The organism is Ancylobacter sp., from assembly GCF_965279025.1.
Classification (GTDB): domain Bacteria; phylum Pseudomonadota; class Alphaproteobacteria; order Rhizobiales; family Xanthobacteraceae; genus Ancylobacter.
On record NZ_OZ257132.1, the window covers coordinates 1,366,079 to 1,382,886 of the forward strand.

Below are 16,808 nucleotides of genomic sequence, written 5' to 3' on the forward strand. Positions count from 1 at the left end.
GGGTCGAGCCACGTCGCCACGGCGGGGGATCCGTCACCGCAACATCCAGCGGAAGCAGCCGGCTTATTCCGCGATGATCTTGTACTGCTCGCCATAGCCGAGCTTGTCGCCGCGATTGAGCCCGTTGAGGACCAGGAAGCGCTCCATCGCCTTGTCCTGCACCTCCATCTTGGCGGCCAGGCGCTCCGGCGTGTCGGTGAGGCCTGCCGTCACCACCCGCAGCCGCAGCGGCTTCACATTCTCCGCTTCCTCGATGGAGACGCGGCGGAAGGTCTCCGCCGCCTCGCGGAAGGCGCGGTCGAGCTCGGGCGTCAGGTCCCGCGCGGCGAAGATCAGCCGGTAGACGTCGCTGCCGAAGCGTATGGCGAACATGCGGAACGACCATTGGTCGCCGCGCGCCACCGCGGTGGCGGCCGGGAAGCCATTGAGCACCAGGCTTTCCACCGTGGAGATTTCGACGCCCTCGATCCAGCCCGAGGACAGATACTGCGCGAGACTCTGGTCGCCGGCGACCCGCACCGCGTCCAGCCGAAGCGCCTCGCGCCCGGACGAAGAGGCGCCGAGCACCGCCTGCGAGGTGTTCTCCAGCGTGAAACCCTGCGGCGCCGTGAAGGTGAAACCGAGCTTGGGGTGGAAGAAGCGCCGGCCGCGCACGAAGCCTTCCTTCGGGTCGTCGCCATAGACCAGCCCGTCGATCGAGGCGAGATACTGCTTGCGGTCGCGCTCGCCCGGCTTGTCGGGCGAGGCGTATTCGCGCGCATTGGCCATGACGATGGAGATGCGCTCCGGCGTCGCGGGATGACTCGACAGGAAATCGGGCGAATCCGGGCTGGTGCTCTGGCTCATGGAGCTTGCGCGCATGCCGGATTGGCGGCCCATGGTGGTGAGGAAGCGTTCCGCCCCATAGGGATCGAAGCCGGCACGGGCGCTGATGCCGACGCCGATGGCGTCCGCCTCCAGCTCCTGCCCGCGCGAGAAGCTGGCGAGCGACACCCGGCTGCGCGCCAAAGCGAGCGCGCCGAGATCGGAATCGTTCACCACGTCGGAAATGACCCGGCTGACCAGCACCGCCTGCTTCATCTGGTCCTCGCGGGTCGCCGCGTGATTGGCGATGACATGCGCCATCTCATGCGCCAGCACCGAGGCGAGCTCGGAATTGTCGGAGGCGAGCGACAGCAGGCCGCGCGTCACATAGAGCGAGCCATTGGGCAGCGCGAAGGCGTTCACCGCCGGTGAATTGAGGATGGTGACGCGGTAATGCAGGTCTGGCCGCTCCGAGGCGGCGACGAGGCGGTTTACCACCCCCTCGATCTGCTTCTGCAGCTTGGGGTCGCTATACGCGCCGCCATAGGAGGCGACGAGCCGGTCATGCTCCTTGCGCTGCGCCGGGGTGAGGGATTCCTCCAGCCGCGACGGCGCAGAGGGAGCGGAGGCCTGCTTCTCCACCAGGCCGGCACAGGCGCCGAGCAGCAGCACGCCGCCGAGCAGCATGCCGCGCAGCATTGCGCGCACCAGCGCGCGCGGAATTCCGGGCAAGGCGGCGCGCGTCCGGGCCCGCCCTGCTGGCGCCGCCCGCTCCGGCCTCCGCGTGCCCATCCCTGCGCTCACTCGTCCCCCGTCGGCCGTGTCCGGCCCCTTGCCTCTTCCCGCCCGGCCTGCCGGTCCGGCGGCTGGTCGATCCGCCAGTCGATCTGCTCAACCCGGCGGATGGCAATCGCCGGTCCGCCGGATTCGAACACCGTACCACGCAGCCGCATCTGGCGACCGGCAAGATCTTCCGGTGCGATGCCTTGCGCTTCAAGCGCGATTCGCGCCGGCCTCTCCAGCCTGCCGGTCATATCCTGACGCCAAACCCGGCCAAAATTGAGGTAATCCACGCGGCTCGACTTTCCAACATCAAGAACGCGGCCTGCTATGATTGTGAAGCGCCCCTGCTGCGCGCGGATCGCATCCACCTGGCGGGCATCGAGCGGCAGGCGGCGCCAGAGGCCGCGCCGGGCATGTCGGGCTTCCGTCTCGGCCTCCAGCCAGGATGGCAGGCAGCCGAGGAAGCCTTCCTCCGGCCGCGCCAGCGCCCATCCTTCAGTGAGCAGCGCCTGCTGGAGCGTGATGGCGGCGCCGTCCATCGGCGTTTCACGCACGAGGGCGGCACGCCGGCCGTAGCGGTCACGCGCGGGACCGGCCGCGAAAAGGATCTCCCGCCCGGCGACCCGTTGCGCGAGGCCGGGGCGCCACCCGACCTCCGCCCCGGCGCCGCCACCGGCGAGCCCGGCCAGCCGCAGCACCGTGCCGTCTGACAGCACGAGGTCGCCCGACGGGCTGACCGAGGCGACGGAGCCACGTTCGACGCCGGCATCCGGGCAGGCTACCCCCTCGGCCGCCGCGGACGGAACGGTGCAGGCCGCGAGCAGCAGCCCGGCGGCGGCCCCCCGCCGCACGGCGCCGGCAAGGAGGACGCGCCGGCGTCCCGACACGCATGGAAACAGCGCGCATCGAAACGACGCCTTCTTGCCCTCCGGCATGGCGCCCATGATCCGCCCCCCGAACCCTTGGCCTCGCGCCGGCCCCCTCGCGGGGCCGCCGACGTGCAAGGCATGTGCGATGCCGATGACGGCTCGCCACAGCGTCGCCTCAGTGTAGCCCAAGCCATCGCCTACCCCAAGCCATCGCCAACGCAAAGTCACCGCCCACCCCGGCCACGTCCGACCCCTGGAAAACAAGGCCCGCCCGGCCCGGGCGGCACCCCCGCCCCCTTGATCGGAGCCACCAATTGGGTTCATGTACGCGCGGTCACTCCCGGTAGCTCAGCAGGATAGAGCACAGGTTTCCTAAACCTGGGGTCAGGGGTTCGATTCCCTTCCGGGAGGCCATACTCTTTTCAAGGCATTGATAATCAAGCGTTTTCTGCGCTTTCTTTCTCACTTTCCGCCGCCGGGTCTTTAAAGTGGGAGAGATTTGTTCCCTTTTCCTCCTCGGTGGCGGGGGCGATGAGGTGCATGGCATCGACCAACTCGCTCGCATCAAATGCCAACAGAGTGACGCTGACGGACGATCTGCCGGAGCGCTCTGGCTACCGACGAGCGCCTTATCATCGCGCCTCCCTTGGGTTGATCGCGTGGTTTCGCGCCTGCACCGGGCCGGGGAGCGGGTCAATGCCGAATTCGGCGGCGTTGCGTGGGTGTGCGGCTACACGACCAGCATGAGAGCCACCCAGGAAACGGCCGCGCACTTGGCAAAGACGCTCCAGCTGGAGGGCTGGCGGTTCGAGGATCGCCAGACGCTCAGGCAAAGCATCAGATTATAGGGAAGCGGCAGGAAGAAGATTCCCGCCGATAGCCAGATCGGGGCATCGTTGACATGGGTCGCCAATGCGATGCCACCAAGCGCGAGGTTGATGAGCGTGCCGACGAGAAACATGTCCCACCAGAAAACCCGCGCAAGTGGAACACGTCCCTCGAGGTGGCGTCTCAGCTCATTCAACAAGAGGCACCCTGCACCTATTGAGTCATCGTGTACGCCACCGCGCCCACCGCTCCGAGCGTGAGGACGATCAGGAACCAGTAGCGCCGCATTCCTTCCATTTGCCTTCTCCCAGGGTTTGGTGCCGCCGGCACCGCATCAGCCATCGCCAGCGCGACCGCGAGAACCTTGTCGACGCGCTGGCCGTCGAAGTCCAGCACCTCACCACCGTCGGGTGACGGCTGGCGTAGTCCCCGCCTAAGCAAGTGGCCCTGGTGCGTCGGCCGTCCGTGCCATTCCCGTCACCGGATGTTGGGATTGGGGACTTCCCCGCGCCTTTCCTTCAGCCTGGCAATTTCGGCCCTGATCGGTGCAAAGGGGCCGTAGCGATGCTGCTCCCGGGAGAAGCTGTCGGCATAGGGCGGATAGCCCGCATCCACCGGCTTCAGCAGCAGGTCGGGAAAATCGCGATCAATGCCGGCCAAATGGGGCCGCGGTTGCGCAATCACAAACGCCGCCACGTCCCAGGAATCCTCCGGGTTGAGCGTCGGGGCGACCCAGGATGTGCCGTTCGGCATGTTGTCATGGACGAAATTGGCGAGCGCGATCAGCCGCGCGGTGCCCGCTCCATTGTTGAAGCTGTCCGGGCCCCACAAGGGCGGGACGGCATAGCCCATCTCCGGCAGCGCCTCGTTGCGCCTGACGCCCAAGCCATCGCGGCGATGGCAGTCCGCGCAGGTGCGGGCATACACCGCCGCTCCCCGCGATGGAGCCGCCGGGCGATCCAGCTCCGGCATCGTGCCCGCGCCGGCACCCTTAATCGTCGCATCTGCCGGAATATTGGTGGAAAGCACCTGGAGGTAGGCGAGGATCGCCTGCATCGGCCGGTCATCCCGAGGCATCGGCCGTCCGTTCATGCTGCGTTTCAAGCACTGGTTGACACGATCGAAGATCGAGCTGACCTCGCCACTGCGCGTGCTATAGGCGGGATAGTCGGCCGAGGCAGCGACCAGCGGCAGGCCGAATTTCTTCAGGCCCGCCTGCAGGTGGCAGTTCGCGCAGGCGAGATTATTGCCGGCATAGCGGGCTGCGGGATCCACGGCTGCCGGGCCGATATGAGCGTAGGTCGCCTCAATGATGGAGCGGCCATAGCGGGCGAGCCGACCATACTCGTCATCCGGCAGGGCATCGAAAGCCGGAACGTCCCAAACGACGATGTCCTTAGCGGGCGAGGGAGGCGAGGCATCGGATTGGGCAAACGCCAGCAGGCTGGAAGATGCCAGGACGCAGATGAAACCGGCAATTACTTTGAGGCCACGGACACTGTAAGATTTCATCTTCGCCATCAACTATTGCCGCGTTCTGACGCACCCCTGTTTGACAGCCTTAGAGGCGCACGTCGCCGGTGTTCCGATCGAAGAATGTGCGGATGAAGCCGGAGCCGGCATTGGTAGGGTCGAAGGCATGCAGTCCGAGTTCGTCCGATAAGGCGCGGAACGTAGCCACGCCCCGCACGGAATTGCCGTTCGGGTCGAGGCCGGGCGCGTAGCTGCCGATGCCGAGCTGACGGCTGACAACGCCCATGATGCCGCCGCCGACACCGCTTTTGGCCGGCACGCCGACGTCATAAGCCCAATTGCCGGAGTAATCATACATGCCGCAGGTGAACATGACGGCAAGCGTATCGCGCACCGCCGTCACGTCGAAAACCTGTTTCCCTGTCACGGGGTTCTCGCCCATATTCGCCAGGGTTGCACCGATCCGGGCGAGATCGATCGCCGTCACTTCGATCGAGCACTGGCGGAAGTAGAGATCGAGGGCAGTATCCGCTGGAAGTTCGAGCGCACCGGCGCCGATCAACAGATGGGCGATCCCGCGGTTTCGATGGCCGGTTTCCTCCTCGGATTTGAACACCGCCTCATTGAAGCTGAGCGTACGGCCGGCAGCCATGGAAAAGCGCTGGTGGACGATCTCGAACGCGTCGGCGCCAAAGGCGTCGCGCAATATGCCGGCAACCGTGATCGCCCCCGCATTGACCATCGGATTATAAGGCCGCCGGGTCGCCGGATGGAGTTCGATGGCGTTGAACGGGTCGCCACTCGGCTCGACGCCGACGCGCTGCGAGACGGCGTCCCGGCCCAATCGTTCGAGCGCCAGGCAGAAGGTCAGCGCCTTGGAGATCGACTGGATCGTGAACAGTGTCTCAGCATCGCCGATGGTGTGAAGCTGGCCGCCGACGGTTGCGATCGCGATGCCCATATTGGCCGGATCGGCTTTTGAAAGCTCGGGAATGTAATCGGCCACGGAACCGACATCGGCCGCCAGACTCTGTCGATAAACGTCGGACAGAATGGCGTCGATCGGTTGAGGATCCGTGTGGGTCGGTGATTCCGCCATGATTCAAACCCCGATTCCCAAGAGCTATCGTTGACCCATGTCAGGTAAGTGTGGTCCTAACATACCGCAGATCGGCACGGATCAGCGCGACTATCGAGCCCGCTGACGCGAAGACTTCCTCGACCTGCGGCGCGCGTCGATCAGGCGTGGCTGCAACGCGGCATCGAGCGGCTTCCATGGCTCACAAGCAATGGCTCAGAAGCGGAGCTGACCGCCCAGCTTGATGCCGACCCCGGTGCGGTCCTCGGAGAAGTCGAAGCTGCCCTGCACGAACCCGCCATAGCTGTTGGCAAGGTTGCTGACCGCGAGGCCCGCGCTGACGTCGCCATAGAGGCCCTTCTGGTCGCCGACATAGCTGGTGTCGAGCGCCGAGACGACGACATTGTCGTCCGCCAGGAACTCGTAGCCGAGCGTCGCGATGGCGTAGGGCTTCAGCAGAACGGTCTCGCGCTGGATGTTCATCGCCACGCGCAGGCGCCCCTCGGCGGCAAGGCCGGTGGTGTCGTCGAAGCCGGCGGCGATGTTGGCGACATCGACCGTGTCAAACGACGTATAGCTCGCCTGCATCGCCACGGAGGGCTCCACCAGCAGCTCACCGTAATCGAGGCGGATGCCGGTCTCGACCCGGCCGCCGACGCTCGATCCGCTGAAATCGGTAGCGACCGAGGCCAGATTCATGTCGACGTCGAACACCTGTCCCATCAGGATGCCGTTCACGAACACGCCGCCTTCGGTGACATAGCTGCCATAGGCGCCGAACACCGGCCCGTCGACCGTGGCGTCGGTGCCGGTGGCATCGAAGTCGAGAGTGGAGCGCCCATAGCCGGCAATCAATCCGGCGGCGGCGAAATCGCGACCCACCTCGCGCGCGAGGTCGACGCCGCCCTGGAAGATGCCGGTATCCATGTCATAGCCGTCGCCGGTCGACGTCATGCCGCTCGCCTTCAGCCAGGCACGTGCCGTGGGCGAGGGGGACGGCTTGTCGACGCCGGAGAAGGCCGAAGACGGCGCCTTGGTCGGGGCGTAGGCCATCGGCGCGGCCGGAACGGGCATTCCGGCGAAGAAGGAATCGCGCAGATCGTCGATGCGCTCGGTCACCAGCTGGGTCGACAGGGTGAGAAGGTTGCGGGCGGCATAGGCGGTGTCGCTGAGGGCCGCGGCGGCGTCGACATTGAGCCCGCGCGTCAGCGACCAGGTCTCGTTATCGCCCGCCGCATAATCGAGCCCATAGCTGACGAGGCCGACATCCTGGTCCATGTAGAAATGACCGGCACCCGCGGGCGCGGCGCCTTCCACCGTCACGACCGTGATCGGCGCCGTGCCCCGCCAATCGAGCGTGGCAAGCTGCACGGGATTGGCCAGCAGAACCTGCGTCCGCCCGCTCACGTCGCCCTCGATGGTGAGGCCGGGAAGCGCCGAAAGGCCGGTACTGGGCGACGAATGAAGCAGCAGGCGGGCGGCGCCACGCGCGGCGTAGTCGCCGAAGACGGTGGTCGCGCCGGCTTCCGGACCGGTCGAGACGAGATGGAGCGCGCCGCTATTGGCGACATCGCCCTCGAAACCGGTGTCGTCGAGGGCCCAGAGGGCGCCACTGTTGCTGAAGACGCCCGAGACGGCATTCGGCGTGATGGACGACACGCCGGTGACGACCCAGGTGCCGGAATTTCTTACCTCGACCACGCCCGTCTCGGCAGGGACGTCGACGCCCTCCGAAACGGCGGCCGGCGTCTCCACGACGATGCGCCCGAACATCAGGCCGGCATTGGCGATGTCCACCTCGTCGGCCTTGATCGCCGCGAAGATGGCGAGGTTGCCCGCCGCATCGGAAAGGCCACCAAGTTCCGCCATCGACATGGTGGCGATACGCGCCGCGTCGAACCCCTCGTCGAGCTCGAGGCCCGCGCCGACAATGCCGCCGGCGGCGTTGGTAAAGGTGGCGGTGCCGACATCGCCGGCCAGCGTGACCAGGCCGAAGGTGCCCTGCGGATCGGCAACCGTCGCGAAGGCCGTGAGGATTCCGCGATTGGTGACGGTGAGGTCGCCACCCATGGCGCCCTCATAGGCGGGCACGTCGCCGACAATGGCGGAGCCGCCCTGCGCGCCGATCTGGAGGGCGGTGCTCGCACCCTTGATGAGGCCGGCATTGTCGACCACCACGTCGCCGTCCGTGCTCATCAGCCAGGCGCCCCAGCCATCTGGCGCGACGATGCGGCCGCCGGCAAGATTGACCAGTTCCGCCTTGCCGGAGGTCTGCGACCAGATATGCACGCCGTTATAGAGGGTGGTGTAGACGGTCCGGTCGGGGTTGTCGTGCGAGACGATCGAGCCGCTGTTGACGAGGATGGCGTCGCCCGAGACCGATCCGCCGGCCCACACATTCGCGCCGGGTCCGTCATAGGACGTCACAGTCCCGTAATTGGTGAAGATGGCGCTGTTCTTGTCCGACCACACGACCACGCCCCGGCGGCCGTTGGAGGTCACGACGCCGTGGACATCGTTCACGACGCTGGCCAGGCCGTTATAGCTGTTGACGCGTAGACCGTCGTTCAGCGAGGTCACCGTGCCGTCATTGTAGATGCTGACCGCGACCGGCTCCGGCGCGGCATGGCCGCCATCGGCAAGGATGCCGTAAGTATCCCAGGCGTTGTACCCGGTATAGGTGGTCGTCACCGTTCCGTAATTGGAGATCGACACGCCGCCGCCATTGGCGAGGCCGAGAATACCGTTGGTGCCCATGGGATCGGGCGAGGCGCCGGCGATGACGGTGCCGCGATTGGTGATGGTGACGTTGCCGCCGACATAGGTGTCGCCGTCCGGCCAGCTTCCCGGTTCAGTGGAAGCGACGTAGACGCCGGTCTGGTCCGGCGAGATGAGGACGCCCTCGCCGATGTTGACCGTGATGTCGCCGCGCACGGTGCGCAGGTCGACGCCATCGTAATGCTGCCCGAGCACCGTGGTGGAACCGGTCAGATTCAGGGTGATGTCCGTGGGATTGGCGGCGTCGTCATCCGCCTTGAACAGGATGCCCGGGCCGCCATTGGTGGCGCTGTCGAAATAGCCATTGTCGACGTTCAGCGTCGCAGCCGGCCCGGTGGCCGTCGCCGACAGCCGTTCATCGGTGCAGGTGAGGATGGTGACGGCACCTTCATAGGTCACCGTGCCGGCATTCGTGCAGGCCGCCTGCGCCGGCGAAGGCGAGGCCAGCCACACGCCGCCCGACATTACCAGCCCCGCCACCCTGAGCGGCGTGCGAATGGCACTCATTTCCAGCCCTGACTTTGATCGTTTTCCGTTTCCCGAATGTACGGGAAAGGCAGGGGGCGCCAAGGCGGGTTTGACCTTCTCGCGCATCTGCTCGGCGCTTTTGCGCGGCATGTTGCCGGTATGTGACAACCGTCAACTCAGCCACAGTGCCGAATGGCGGGTGTCTTGCGGCGGGCGATGCCCCTGCGCGGAGGATTCGGCGCCGACTCCGGCGGAAATGACCGGGACGCACTGCCGCATGGCCTTTTCGCATCAATGTGTGCGTTGCCATCCGGCGAGACCACGTTGCAGATATACAACAGCCGGAGACTTAGGCACCATCGCTGCGCAATCTCGCAGCACGCGGTGAAATCCCGGCTATCGCGGTATCGGGGTCTTCGCGCATAGTGCGGCGGGGACTCGCGACGTGGCGAGAGCCCGTTTCTGGCAGGGTGGCATGCAGAACGACAACGCCGGAGCTGTTTGCGCACGATCCTCAGTGCGGCCGGCCTCTCGCCGACCGGCCTCGTCCGGGCCGCTTGCGGCGCCCGCCCGGTGATCGCGCGACAGCAGAAGCGTCAGCCAAGGCAGTTGACGGCCGCCCCTCGGGCAACGGCCACCTGCAGCCGGCAACAAACGGAAAATCGTGCGGGGCGTGCGCCTTCTGGCGGAGCCTCCCGCTGTCGGTGCGCGGTTGCGGACCATGTGGGGATGAGTAGATGACGCGTTGTGAGAATGTCCGTCGCCGTGCAGCCTCCTGCATCTCGGTCCTTGCCGGCCGAGGCTCGCGCGGGGCGGGGCGGACCTCGTTCCGGCGTCGGCTGCTGCTGTCGTCGACGCTGGTCTCGGTGCTGTGCCTGGCGGCAAACGCCAGCCATGCCGACCCCTATTGGAACGGCACGGTCGACCAGCCGGGCGGCACTGAGGTCGTCGGCGGTGCCGGCACGTGGAACGCCGCCAACACCAACTGGACCGATTCCGCCGGGGCGACGGCCACGGCGTGGGACGGCGCGCTGGCGATCTTCGCGGGCACGGGCGGCGATGTGAGCGTGGTCGGCGCGCCGGGCGTGATTTCCGTCACCGGCATGCAGTTCGACGTCGCCGGCTACGAGATCTCCGGCGACAGCATCACGCTGGCGGCGACCTCGGGCCAGACGGGTATTTCTGTCGCCACCGGCGCCAGCGCCACCATAGGCTCGGCACTTCTCGGCACCACCGGCCTTGAGAAGACCGGCGCCGGCACGCTGATCCTGTCTGGCAACAACACGTATTCCGGCGGCACCACGGCCAGCGCCGGCACGCTGGAGTTCACCGGCAACAACACGCTGGGCGGAGACATGGTGGCGTCCAACGGGTCGCTCATCTTCTCCGGCGGCACCTCCACAGCCCAAGCCCCCATTATCGGAAGCGATGCCGGCACGTCGGGCTCCCTGACGGTGACCGGGGAGAGCACGAGCCTCGCTCTCAGCTCTGAGCAAGGGGTGTTGGTCGGCAATTACGGCACCGGCACCATGACCATTTCCGATGGCGCGACCGTGACGGCGTTCGCGGCCTCGCTCGGACACAGAAGCGGATCGGACGGCACGGCCACGGTGACGGGGGCGGGATCGAACCTGACCCTCCAGGAAGGTCTCGTCGTGGGCCGTGAGGGCGCGGGCACGCTGACCATTTCCGACGGCGGCGCGGCGAGCGCCGTCTTCGTCGCGGTCGGCTCAAGAGACGGCTCGTCGGGCTCGCTCACGGTGACGGGGAAGGACTCAACCGTCACCAGCTCGGGCGGGGTGACCGTCGGCGGATCCGGCGTGGGCGCGATGACCATTTCCCATGGCGGCTCGGTGACCGGCACGTACGGCGTGATCGGGCAGTATGCGACCGTCATGTCCACGGCGACGGTGACCGGCGCCGGCTCCAGCTGGACCAATAGCGGCTCTCTGACGATCGGCGCGAATACCGGTGCCAAGGGAACGCTCACTGTCGCCGATGGCGGCAAGGTGTCGAGCACATCGGCCGCTCTCGGTAGCTACCAGGGATCCCAGGGCATCGTCACGGTCACCGGTGCCGGGTCCACACTGGACCTGGCGGGCGGCAGCTTCAGTGTCGGGGTCGACGGCGAGGGCATCGTCACGGTCGCCGCCGGGGGAACCGTGCTGAGCGGCGGCGTCACAATGGCCCTTTCCTTCTACGGCACGGGCGCCATCACGGTGACGGGCGCCGGCTCGCTGTGGGATGCTGGCACCAACTCGGTCTCCATGGGCTCTTACGGCACCGATGCGAGCATCACCGTCGAGGACGGCGGCACCATGGCGGCGAGCTCTTTCTACCAGGACTACTCGCCGGGGACCCGGTCAATCACCCTCGACGGCGGCACGCTGCGGGCTACGGCCACCCAGTCGTACTTCCTCTCCGGCTTCGATGCCGGCGATGTCACGCTCGCGGCGGGCGGCGGCACGATCGATTCCAACGGGTTCGACATCGGCGCCGACAGCGTGCTCGGCGGCGCCGGCGGGCTCACCAAGGCCGGCCTTGGCACGCTGACGCTGACCGGCGCCAACACCTATACCGGCGGCACCGTCATTTCCGGCGGCACACTACAGATCGGCAATGGCGGCGCGGCGGGGTCGATCCTGGGCGATGTGACCAATAATGCTGTGCTGGCGTTCAAGCGCAGCGACGCAGTCACCATGGCGGGGGCGATCTCCGGCAGCGGCGCGGTGGTGCAGGCGGGCAGCGGCACGCTGTACCTGACCGGCGCCAACACCTATTCTGGCGGCACCTCCATCACCGCCGGCACGCTGCGGGTCGACGCGGCCAGCGCACTGGGCAGCGGCGGGCTGAGCGTCGGCGCGGCCGGCACCTTGCGGGCCGGCGGCAGTTTCACCTATGGCGGGGCGGTGACGCTGGACGGCACCGCCTCCACGGCGGGAACATTCGAGGTGGACGCGGCGCAGGCGCTGACCCTCTCCGGCATGATCTCCGGCGACAGCGGTCTGACCAAGACCGGCGACGGACTGCTGATCCTGACCGCAACCAACACGTTCACCGGGGTGACCACCATCTCCACCGGCACGCTGCAGATCGGCAATGGCGGCGCCACCGGCTCCCTCGCCGGCGCGGTGGTGAACAACGCGAACCTGGTGTTCGACCGTTCCGGCACCTATGCCTTCACGGACGCCATCACCGGCACCGGCACGGTGGCCTTCACCGGCGGCGGCACGGTGCTGTTCTCCGGGCCCTATTCCGGCGCGGTGACGGCGGACGACACCGTCGTCCAGTTGGCGTCCGGGTCGAGCAACACCTCGCACTTCACCCTCAATGAGGGCGGCGTGCTCGGCGGCACGGCCAGCATCGGTGGCCTCACGGTGAACAGCGGCGGCACGGTAGCGCCCGGCACTTCGCCCGGCACGCTCACCGTGAACGGCCCGGTCGCCTTCAATGCCGGCTCGACCTATGCGGTGGACATCACGGCGGATGGCGCGCATGACCTGATTGCCGCCACCGGCGCGGTGACGCTCTCTTCGGATGCGGGCGTCGAGGTGCTGGCGAGCCCGGGGCAGTATTCCTCGATGGGCACGATCACCATCCTTTCCACATCAAGCACGCTGACCGGCACCTTCGGCGGCGCGACCTCCAACTTCGCCTTCCTGACGCCGGAACTGACCTATGATGCGCAGAACGTGTTCCTGACGCTGGTCAGCAACGGCAAGGACTTCGTCGACTATGCCCGCACGTCGAACGAGGCCGGCGTGGCCGTCGCGGCGCAGGCGCTGGGCTCCGGCAACACGCTGTTCGAGGCGATCTTCTCGCTGCCGAAAGGGGCCGTGACGCCGGTCTTCAACCAGCTCTCGGGCGAGGCCTACGCCTCGGCGCAGACGGTGGTCCAGCAGCAGTCGATCTATCTGCGCGACGCGGTCGGCAGCCGGCTGCGCCAATCCGTCACCGCCCCGTCCGCTGGCGCCCTGTCCTATGCGGCAAAGGCGGCCGGCCCGGCCACGGCCCAGCTGGGCCAGGGCTTCACCCCGACGCTCTGGGCGCAAGGCTTCGGCGGCTGGGGAGAGGTCTCGGGCAATGGCAACGCCGCTTCCGTCAGCAGCACGGTGGGCGGCGTCTTCGGCGGCATCGACGTCGCCGTGCTCGACAATATGCGGGTCGGCATCCTGGGCGGCTACAGCCGGACCTCGTTCGACGTCGATGCGCGGTCCTCGCAGGGGTCGATGGATAATTACGACATCGGCCTCTATGCCGGCGCCCAATTCGATGCCCTCGCGCTGCGCGGCGGCGCCTCCTACACGTGGCACGACATCACCATGTCGCGCTCGGTGCTGTTCCCCGGCTATTACGGCGCCAATGATGCGGACTACACGCTGGGCACCACGCAGCTGTTCGGCGAGATCGGCTACGACATGTCGGCCGGCGCCTATGCGTTCGAACCCTTTGTCGGCCTCGCCTATGTCTATGTCTCCGGCGACAATTTCACCGAAAACGGCACCCTCTCCTCGGCGCTCTCCGTCGGCACGCCGTCGCAGAGCACCGTCTACTCCACTCTGGGCATTCGTGCGGCCACCAGCTTCACGGTGGCGGGCCGCACCCTCACCACGAGTGCGACCCTGGGTTGGCAGCATGCCTTCGGCGACCTATCCCCCTCGGCCAACATGCTGTTCGCCAATGGCGGCACCACCTCGTTCACCACCCAGGGCGTGCCGATCGCCGAGGATGTGGCGCTGGTCGGCGTTGGGCTGGGCTACCAATTGTCCGACAGCGCGGAACTGCAGTTCAACTATTCCGGCCAGCTGGCCGACAACGCCAACCAGAACACCTTCAGCGCGCAGTTCTCCCTCGCCTTCTGAGTGAACGGCGCCAGCCCTGCCGATCCGCCCTCACCTGACCGAGTTGTATGATGACGCATCGTTTCCTCGCGCTGGCGGCCGTGCTGGCCGGCCTCGGCTTCACCGGCATGGCATCGGCGCAGCAACCGGCGGCGCCGGCCGCACCGGCACAGGCGGCCGCGCGGCCCGGCCTCACCACCGCCACCTACCAGGATTGGGTGGTGCGGTGCGTGGCGAGCGATACGGGACGGACCTGCGAGGTGGTGCAGAATCTCCAGGCGCAGGGACAGGGGCTGATCGCCAGCGTCGCGGTCGGGCGGGCCGATGCCAAGGCCCCGCTGCGGCTGGTGGTGCAGCTGCCCGCAGGCGTGTGGCTTCCCGCCGGGGTAAAGGTTCAGATAGCCGAGAAGGCCAAGCCGCTGCAGCTTGCCTTCACGCGCTGCCCGCAGGGCTGCTTCGCCGAAATCGAGCTGGACGCCGCCGCCGTGCAGGCGCTGAAGGCCGCCACCGCGGCGGGCAGCTTCGTCTTTGAAGACGGCGCCCGCCGGCCGGTGACGCTGCCGCTCTCCTTCAAGGGCTTCGCCGCCGCCCTCGACGCCAGCCTGAAGCCGTAGGATGGGTCCGGTGAGCCTGAACCGCAGCTCGCGGGGATGCCCGTCGCTCTGATACGCCAAAGCTCCCCGGCTTGACGAACCAGGTCCGCGCTCGCGCCGCCGCTCCCCCGCTCTCCACCGCCCGCCGACCAAGCCACACAGCAAGAGCCACGCCCGGCTCGCGGCATGTGTGGCCCATGTCCGGCAAGGCTCGCTCGGCGTTGAGGCCGACCCTGTCGCCGGACCCTGACGACGGACGGTTTCGGCGAACAACGCCTCGCCCGGCTTCACGGCCGCGCGCTTCAATCGGCCGAAGCGCCGCGGCTGTCTTCTCCGGGATGCCGGTGCCTGCAGCCCACTACCGACCCGACGCTCACGGCAGGTCCGGGCTGATCTTCCAGTCCCGCAGCTTGTAGACGGTGCCGGGACGCGGACGAGGCGTGGCGCCGCCCTCGCGCAGGCGCCGCTTGAAGCTGTGGATCGGGGTGGCAAGATCGTCGACGCGCACTTCGACCACCGAGGGGCCGTCATAGGCGAAGGCGGCATCCAGCGCCGGACCCAGCTCATCCGCCTTCTCGACATAGATCCCCATCAGCCCCAGCCCGGACGCGGCGGCGGCGAAGTTGGGATGGCAGCTCTGGCTTTCCAGCAGAGCGGACTGCACGTTCTTGAAGAAGATGTCCTGCCAGAGCTGGATCCAGCCGAGCCGGCCATTGTTCAGCACGACATTGACCACTTTCTGGTTGCGCTGGGCCTGCGTCGCCAGTTCGCCGATGGTGTAGGAGAACGCCCCGTCGCCCGCCACGGTGACGATGCGCGTGCCGGGTAGCGTCTCGGCCGCGCCGATCGCCGCCGGAACGGCATAGCCGAGCCCGCCCTGGCCGCGGGCATAGAGCACGGAGCGCCCGGCCCGCTGCGTCGGAATGTAATTGGCGATCCATCCCGCCGAGAAGCTCGCATCCGAGACGACGATATCGCTCGACTCCAGCCTCGCGGCCACTTCGGCCATGACGCGGGCGGGGTGGAGGGGAAGCTGCTCGCTCTCGATCTCAGTGCGCTTCTGGCGCTCGCCCTCGGCCTTCACCTCGGCGATGCGCGCCGCCCACGCCGGGTGGCTCTGCGGGGAAAGCGCGGCGTTCAGCAGGGTCAGCGCCTCGCGCACGTCGCCGAGCATCGCCACCGTGGGCAGGAAGGTACGACCATGCTCGTTCGGATCGATATCGATGGTGATGGTCGCCTGCTCGGGCAGCGGCAGCGTCCAGTTCATCGCGGTGTTCTGGCTGGCCTTGGAGCCGCACCAGATGATGAGATCGGCCTCCTTGATCAGCTCGATCGCCGCCCAGGACCCTAGCGGGTTCAACGTGCCGGCAGCGTAATCCGCCGTCTCGGGCACCGAGCCGCGACCGGTGAGGCTGGTCACGGCGAGGCCGCCAAGCCGCTCCGCGAAGGCGGTCGCCTCGGTGCAGGCGAGCGCCCCATGCACGCCGCCGCCGAACACGACTGCCGGGCGCTGTGCCCGCCCGATCAGGGTCACCGCCTCCGCCACCGAGGACGCCACCGGCGCCGAGCGCAGGAACGGCGCCTGTATCGCCCGCGTGTCGATGCCGATGCGGATCTCGTCCTCGTTCCACTCGGCGTCGAAGATGTCATGCGGGATGATCAGCGCCACCGGGCCGGGGCGCGGCGAGGTAGCGACGCGGAAGGCGGTGCGGATGAGTTCCGGCAGGGCGGCCTTGGAGGGAACCAGCCAGCTGTCCTTGGTGATGGTCTTGAAGAAGGAAAGCTGGTCGAAGCCCTGCGAGGCGATGCCCTTCTCCTTCAGCGACAGCCAGTCGAGCGGCAATTCGCCGACGATGCCGATCATCGGCACCGAAGCGTTCAGCGCCTCGATGAAGCCGGCCGGCAGGAGATTGGCGCCGGGCCCCACGGTGACATCGCACACGCCGGGCTTGCCGGTGAGCCGCGCATAGGCGTCCGCAGCATAGGCGGCGTTGCGCTCGTCGCGCATCAGCACATGGCGGATACGATCGGTGCGCCGGGAAATGCCGTCATGCAGCGCCGTCGTCTGCCCGCCGGGCATGCCGAACACCAGCTCGACGCCGTACTGGGCCAGCATCTCCGCGACCAGATCACCCATATGGGCCATGGAAGTCTCCTTGGGATCGACGATGAGGATGCGCGGTTGCCGAGCGGCATCGCGGCGCATGCGGGCAATATGCCGGCCGTCTTTTGGCATAATTCAATCTTCGATGACGTATGTCAATATCATATTTCAAGTTCTCGTGGCATATGA

Annotated in this window: 10 protein-coding genes and 1 tRNA gene; 3 read left to right on the top strand and 8 right to left on the bottom strand. The window is 67.3% G+C overall.

Going from position 1 to position 16,808, the window contains the following annotated elements:
• Window positions 1-63 precede the first annotated feature (63 nt).
• Entirely contained in the window at window positions 64-1,503 is a 1,440-nt protein-coding gene (locus ACQY76_RS06380; RefSeq protein WP_428032948.1) for a M48 family metalloprotease, read from the bottom strand.
• Between the two features lie 101 nt (window positions 1,504-1,604).
• The gene (locus ACQY76_RS06385) at window positions 1,605-2,531 is read right to left on the bottom strand and encodes a thermonuclease family protein (protein ID WP_428032053.1); all 927 of its coding nucleotides are present in this window, start codon (window positions 2,529-2,531) and stop codon (window positions 1,605-1,607) included.
• 262 nt (window positions 2,532-2,793) lie between these two features.
• Here ACQY76_RS06385 and ACQY76_RS06390 point away from each other — a divergent pair.
• Window positions 2,794-2,870 (top strand) — tRNA-Arg (locus ACQY76_RS06390).
• Window positions 2,871-3,186: 316 nt separating this feature from the next.
• Here the strand turns inward: ACQY76_RS06390 and ACQY76_RS06395 are convergent.
• From ACQY76_RS06395 to ACQY76_RS06415, 5 genes are all read right to left on the bottom strand, one after another.
• Window positions 3,187-3,417, bottom strand: coding sequence for a hypothetical protein (locus tag ACQY76_RS06395; RefSeq protein ID WP_428032054.1), 231 nt, complete (start codon window positions 3,415-3,417; stop codon window positions 3,187-3,189).
• Between the two features lie 80 nt (window positions 3,418-3,497).
• A complete protein-coding gene (locus ACQY76_RS06400) occupies window positions 3,498-3,680 on the bottom strand; it encodes a hypothetical protein (protein WP_428032055.1) in 183 nt (60 codons plus the stop codon).
• Between the two features lie 81 nt (window positions 3,681-3,761).
• Window positions 3,762-4,805, bottom strand: coding sequence for a c-type cytochrome (locus tag ACQY76_RS06405; RefSeq protein WP_428032056.1), 1,044 nt, complete (start codon window positions 4,803-4,805; stop codon window positions 3,762-3,764).
• Between the two features lie 40 nt (window positions 4,806-4,845).
• Window positions 4,846-5,856 carry a glutaminase A gene (gene glsA, locus ACQY76_RS06410; protein ID WP_428032057.1) on the bottom strand — a complete coding sequence of 337 codons (1,011 nt, stop codon included), beginning with the start codon at window positions 5,854-5,856 and terminating at the stop codon, window positions 4,846-4,848.
• A 195-nt stretch (window positions 5,857-6,051) separates the two neighbouring features.
• Window positions 6,052-9,120 carry an autotransporter domain-containing protein gene (locus tag ACQY76_RS06415; protein WP_428032058.1) on the bottom strand — a complete coding sequence of 1,023 codons (3,069 nt, stop codon included), beginning with the start codon at window positions 9,118-9,120 and terminating at the stop codon, window positions 6,052-6,054.
• 698 nt (window positions 9,121-9,818) lie between these two features.
• Between ACQY76_RS06415 and ACQY76_RS06420 the strand changes: the two genes are divergently transcribed.
• Together ACQY76_RS06420 and ACQY76_RS06425 are read left to right on the top strand one after the other, a co-directional pair.
• Entirely contained in the window at window positions 9,819-13,943 is a 4,125-nt protein-coding gene (locus ACQY76_RS06420; protein WP_428032059.1) for an autotransporter outer membrane beta-barrel domain-containing protein, read from the top strand.
• Between the two features lie 47 nt (window positions 13,944-13,990).
• The gene (locus tag ACQY76_RS06425; protein ID WP_428032060.1) at window positions 13,991-14,536 is read left to right on the top strand and encodes an invasion associated locus B family protein; all 546 of its coding nucleotides are present in this window, start codon (window positions 13,991-13,993) and stop codon (window positions 14,534-14,536) included.
• 352 nt (window positions 14,537-14,888) lie between these two features.
• On the opposite strand, the gene ACQY76_RS06430 is transcribed toward ACQY76_RS06425, so the two are convergent.
• Window positions 14,889-16,661, bottom strand: a complete 1,773-nt coding sequence (locus ACQY76_RS06430) for a thiamine pyrophosphate-binding protein (protein ID WP_428032061.1) — start codon at window positions 16,659-16,661, stop codon at window positions 14,889-14,891.
• Between the last annotated feature and the right edge of the window lie 147 nt (window positions 16,662-16,808).

Coding starts and splice junctions, on each gene's coding strand:
- ACQY76_RS06380 (WP_428032948.1), bottom strand. CDS start 1,503: ATGCTGCGCGGCATGCTGCTCGGCGGCGTGCTGCTGCTCGGCGCCTGT.
- ACQY76_RS06385 (WP_428032053.1), bottom strand. CDS start 2,531: ATGGGCGCCATGCCGGAGGGCAAGAAGGCGTCGTTTCGATGCGCGCTG.
- ACQY76_RS06395 (WP_428032054.1), bottom strand. CDS start 3,417: ATGTTTCTCGTCGGCACGCTCATCAACCTCGCGCTTGGTGGCATCGCA.
- ACQY76_RS06405 (WP_428032056.1), bottom strand. CDS start 4,805: ATGGCGAAGATGAAATCTTACAGTGTCCGTGGCCTCAAAGTAATTGCC.
- glsA (WP_428032057.1), bottom strand. CDS start 5,856: ATGGCGGAATCACCGACCCACACGGATCCTCAACCGATCGACGCCATT.
- ACQY76_RS06415 (WP_428032058.1), bottom strand. CDS start 9,120: ATGAGTGCCATTCGCACGCCGCTCAGGGTGGCGGGGCTGGTAATGTCG.
- ACQY76_RS06420 (WP_428032059.1), top strand. CDS start 9,819: ATGACGCGTTGTGAGAATGTCCGTCGCCGTGCAGCCTCCTGCATCTCG.
- ACQY76_RS06425 (WP_428032060.1), top strand. CDS start 13,991: ATGATGACGCATCGTTTCCTCGCGCTGGCGGCCGTGCTGGCCGGCCTC.
- ACQY76_RS06430 (WP_428032061.1), bottom strand. CDS start 16,661: ATGGCCCATATGGGTGATCTGGTCGCGGAGATGCTGGCCCAGTACGGC.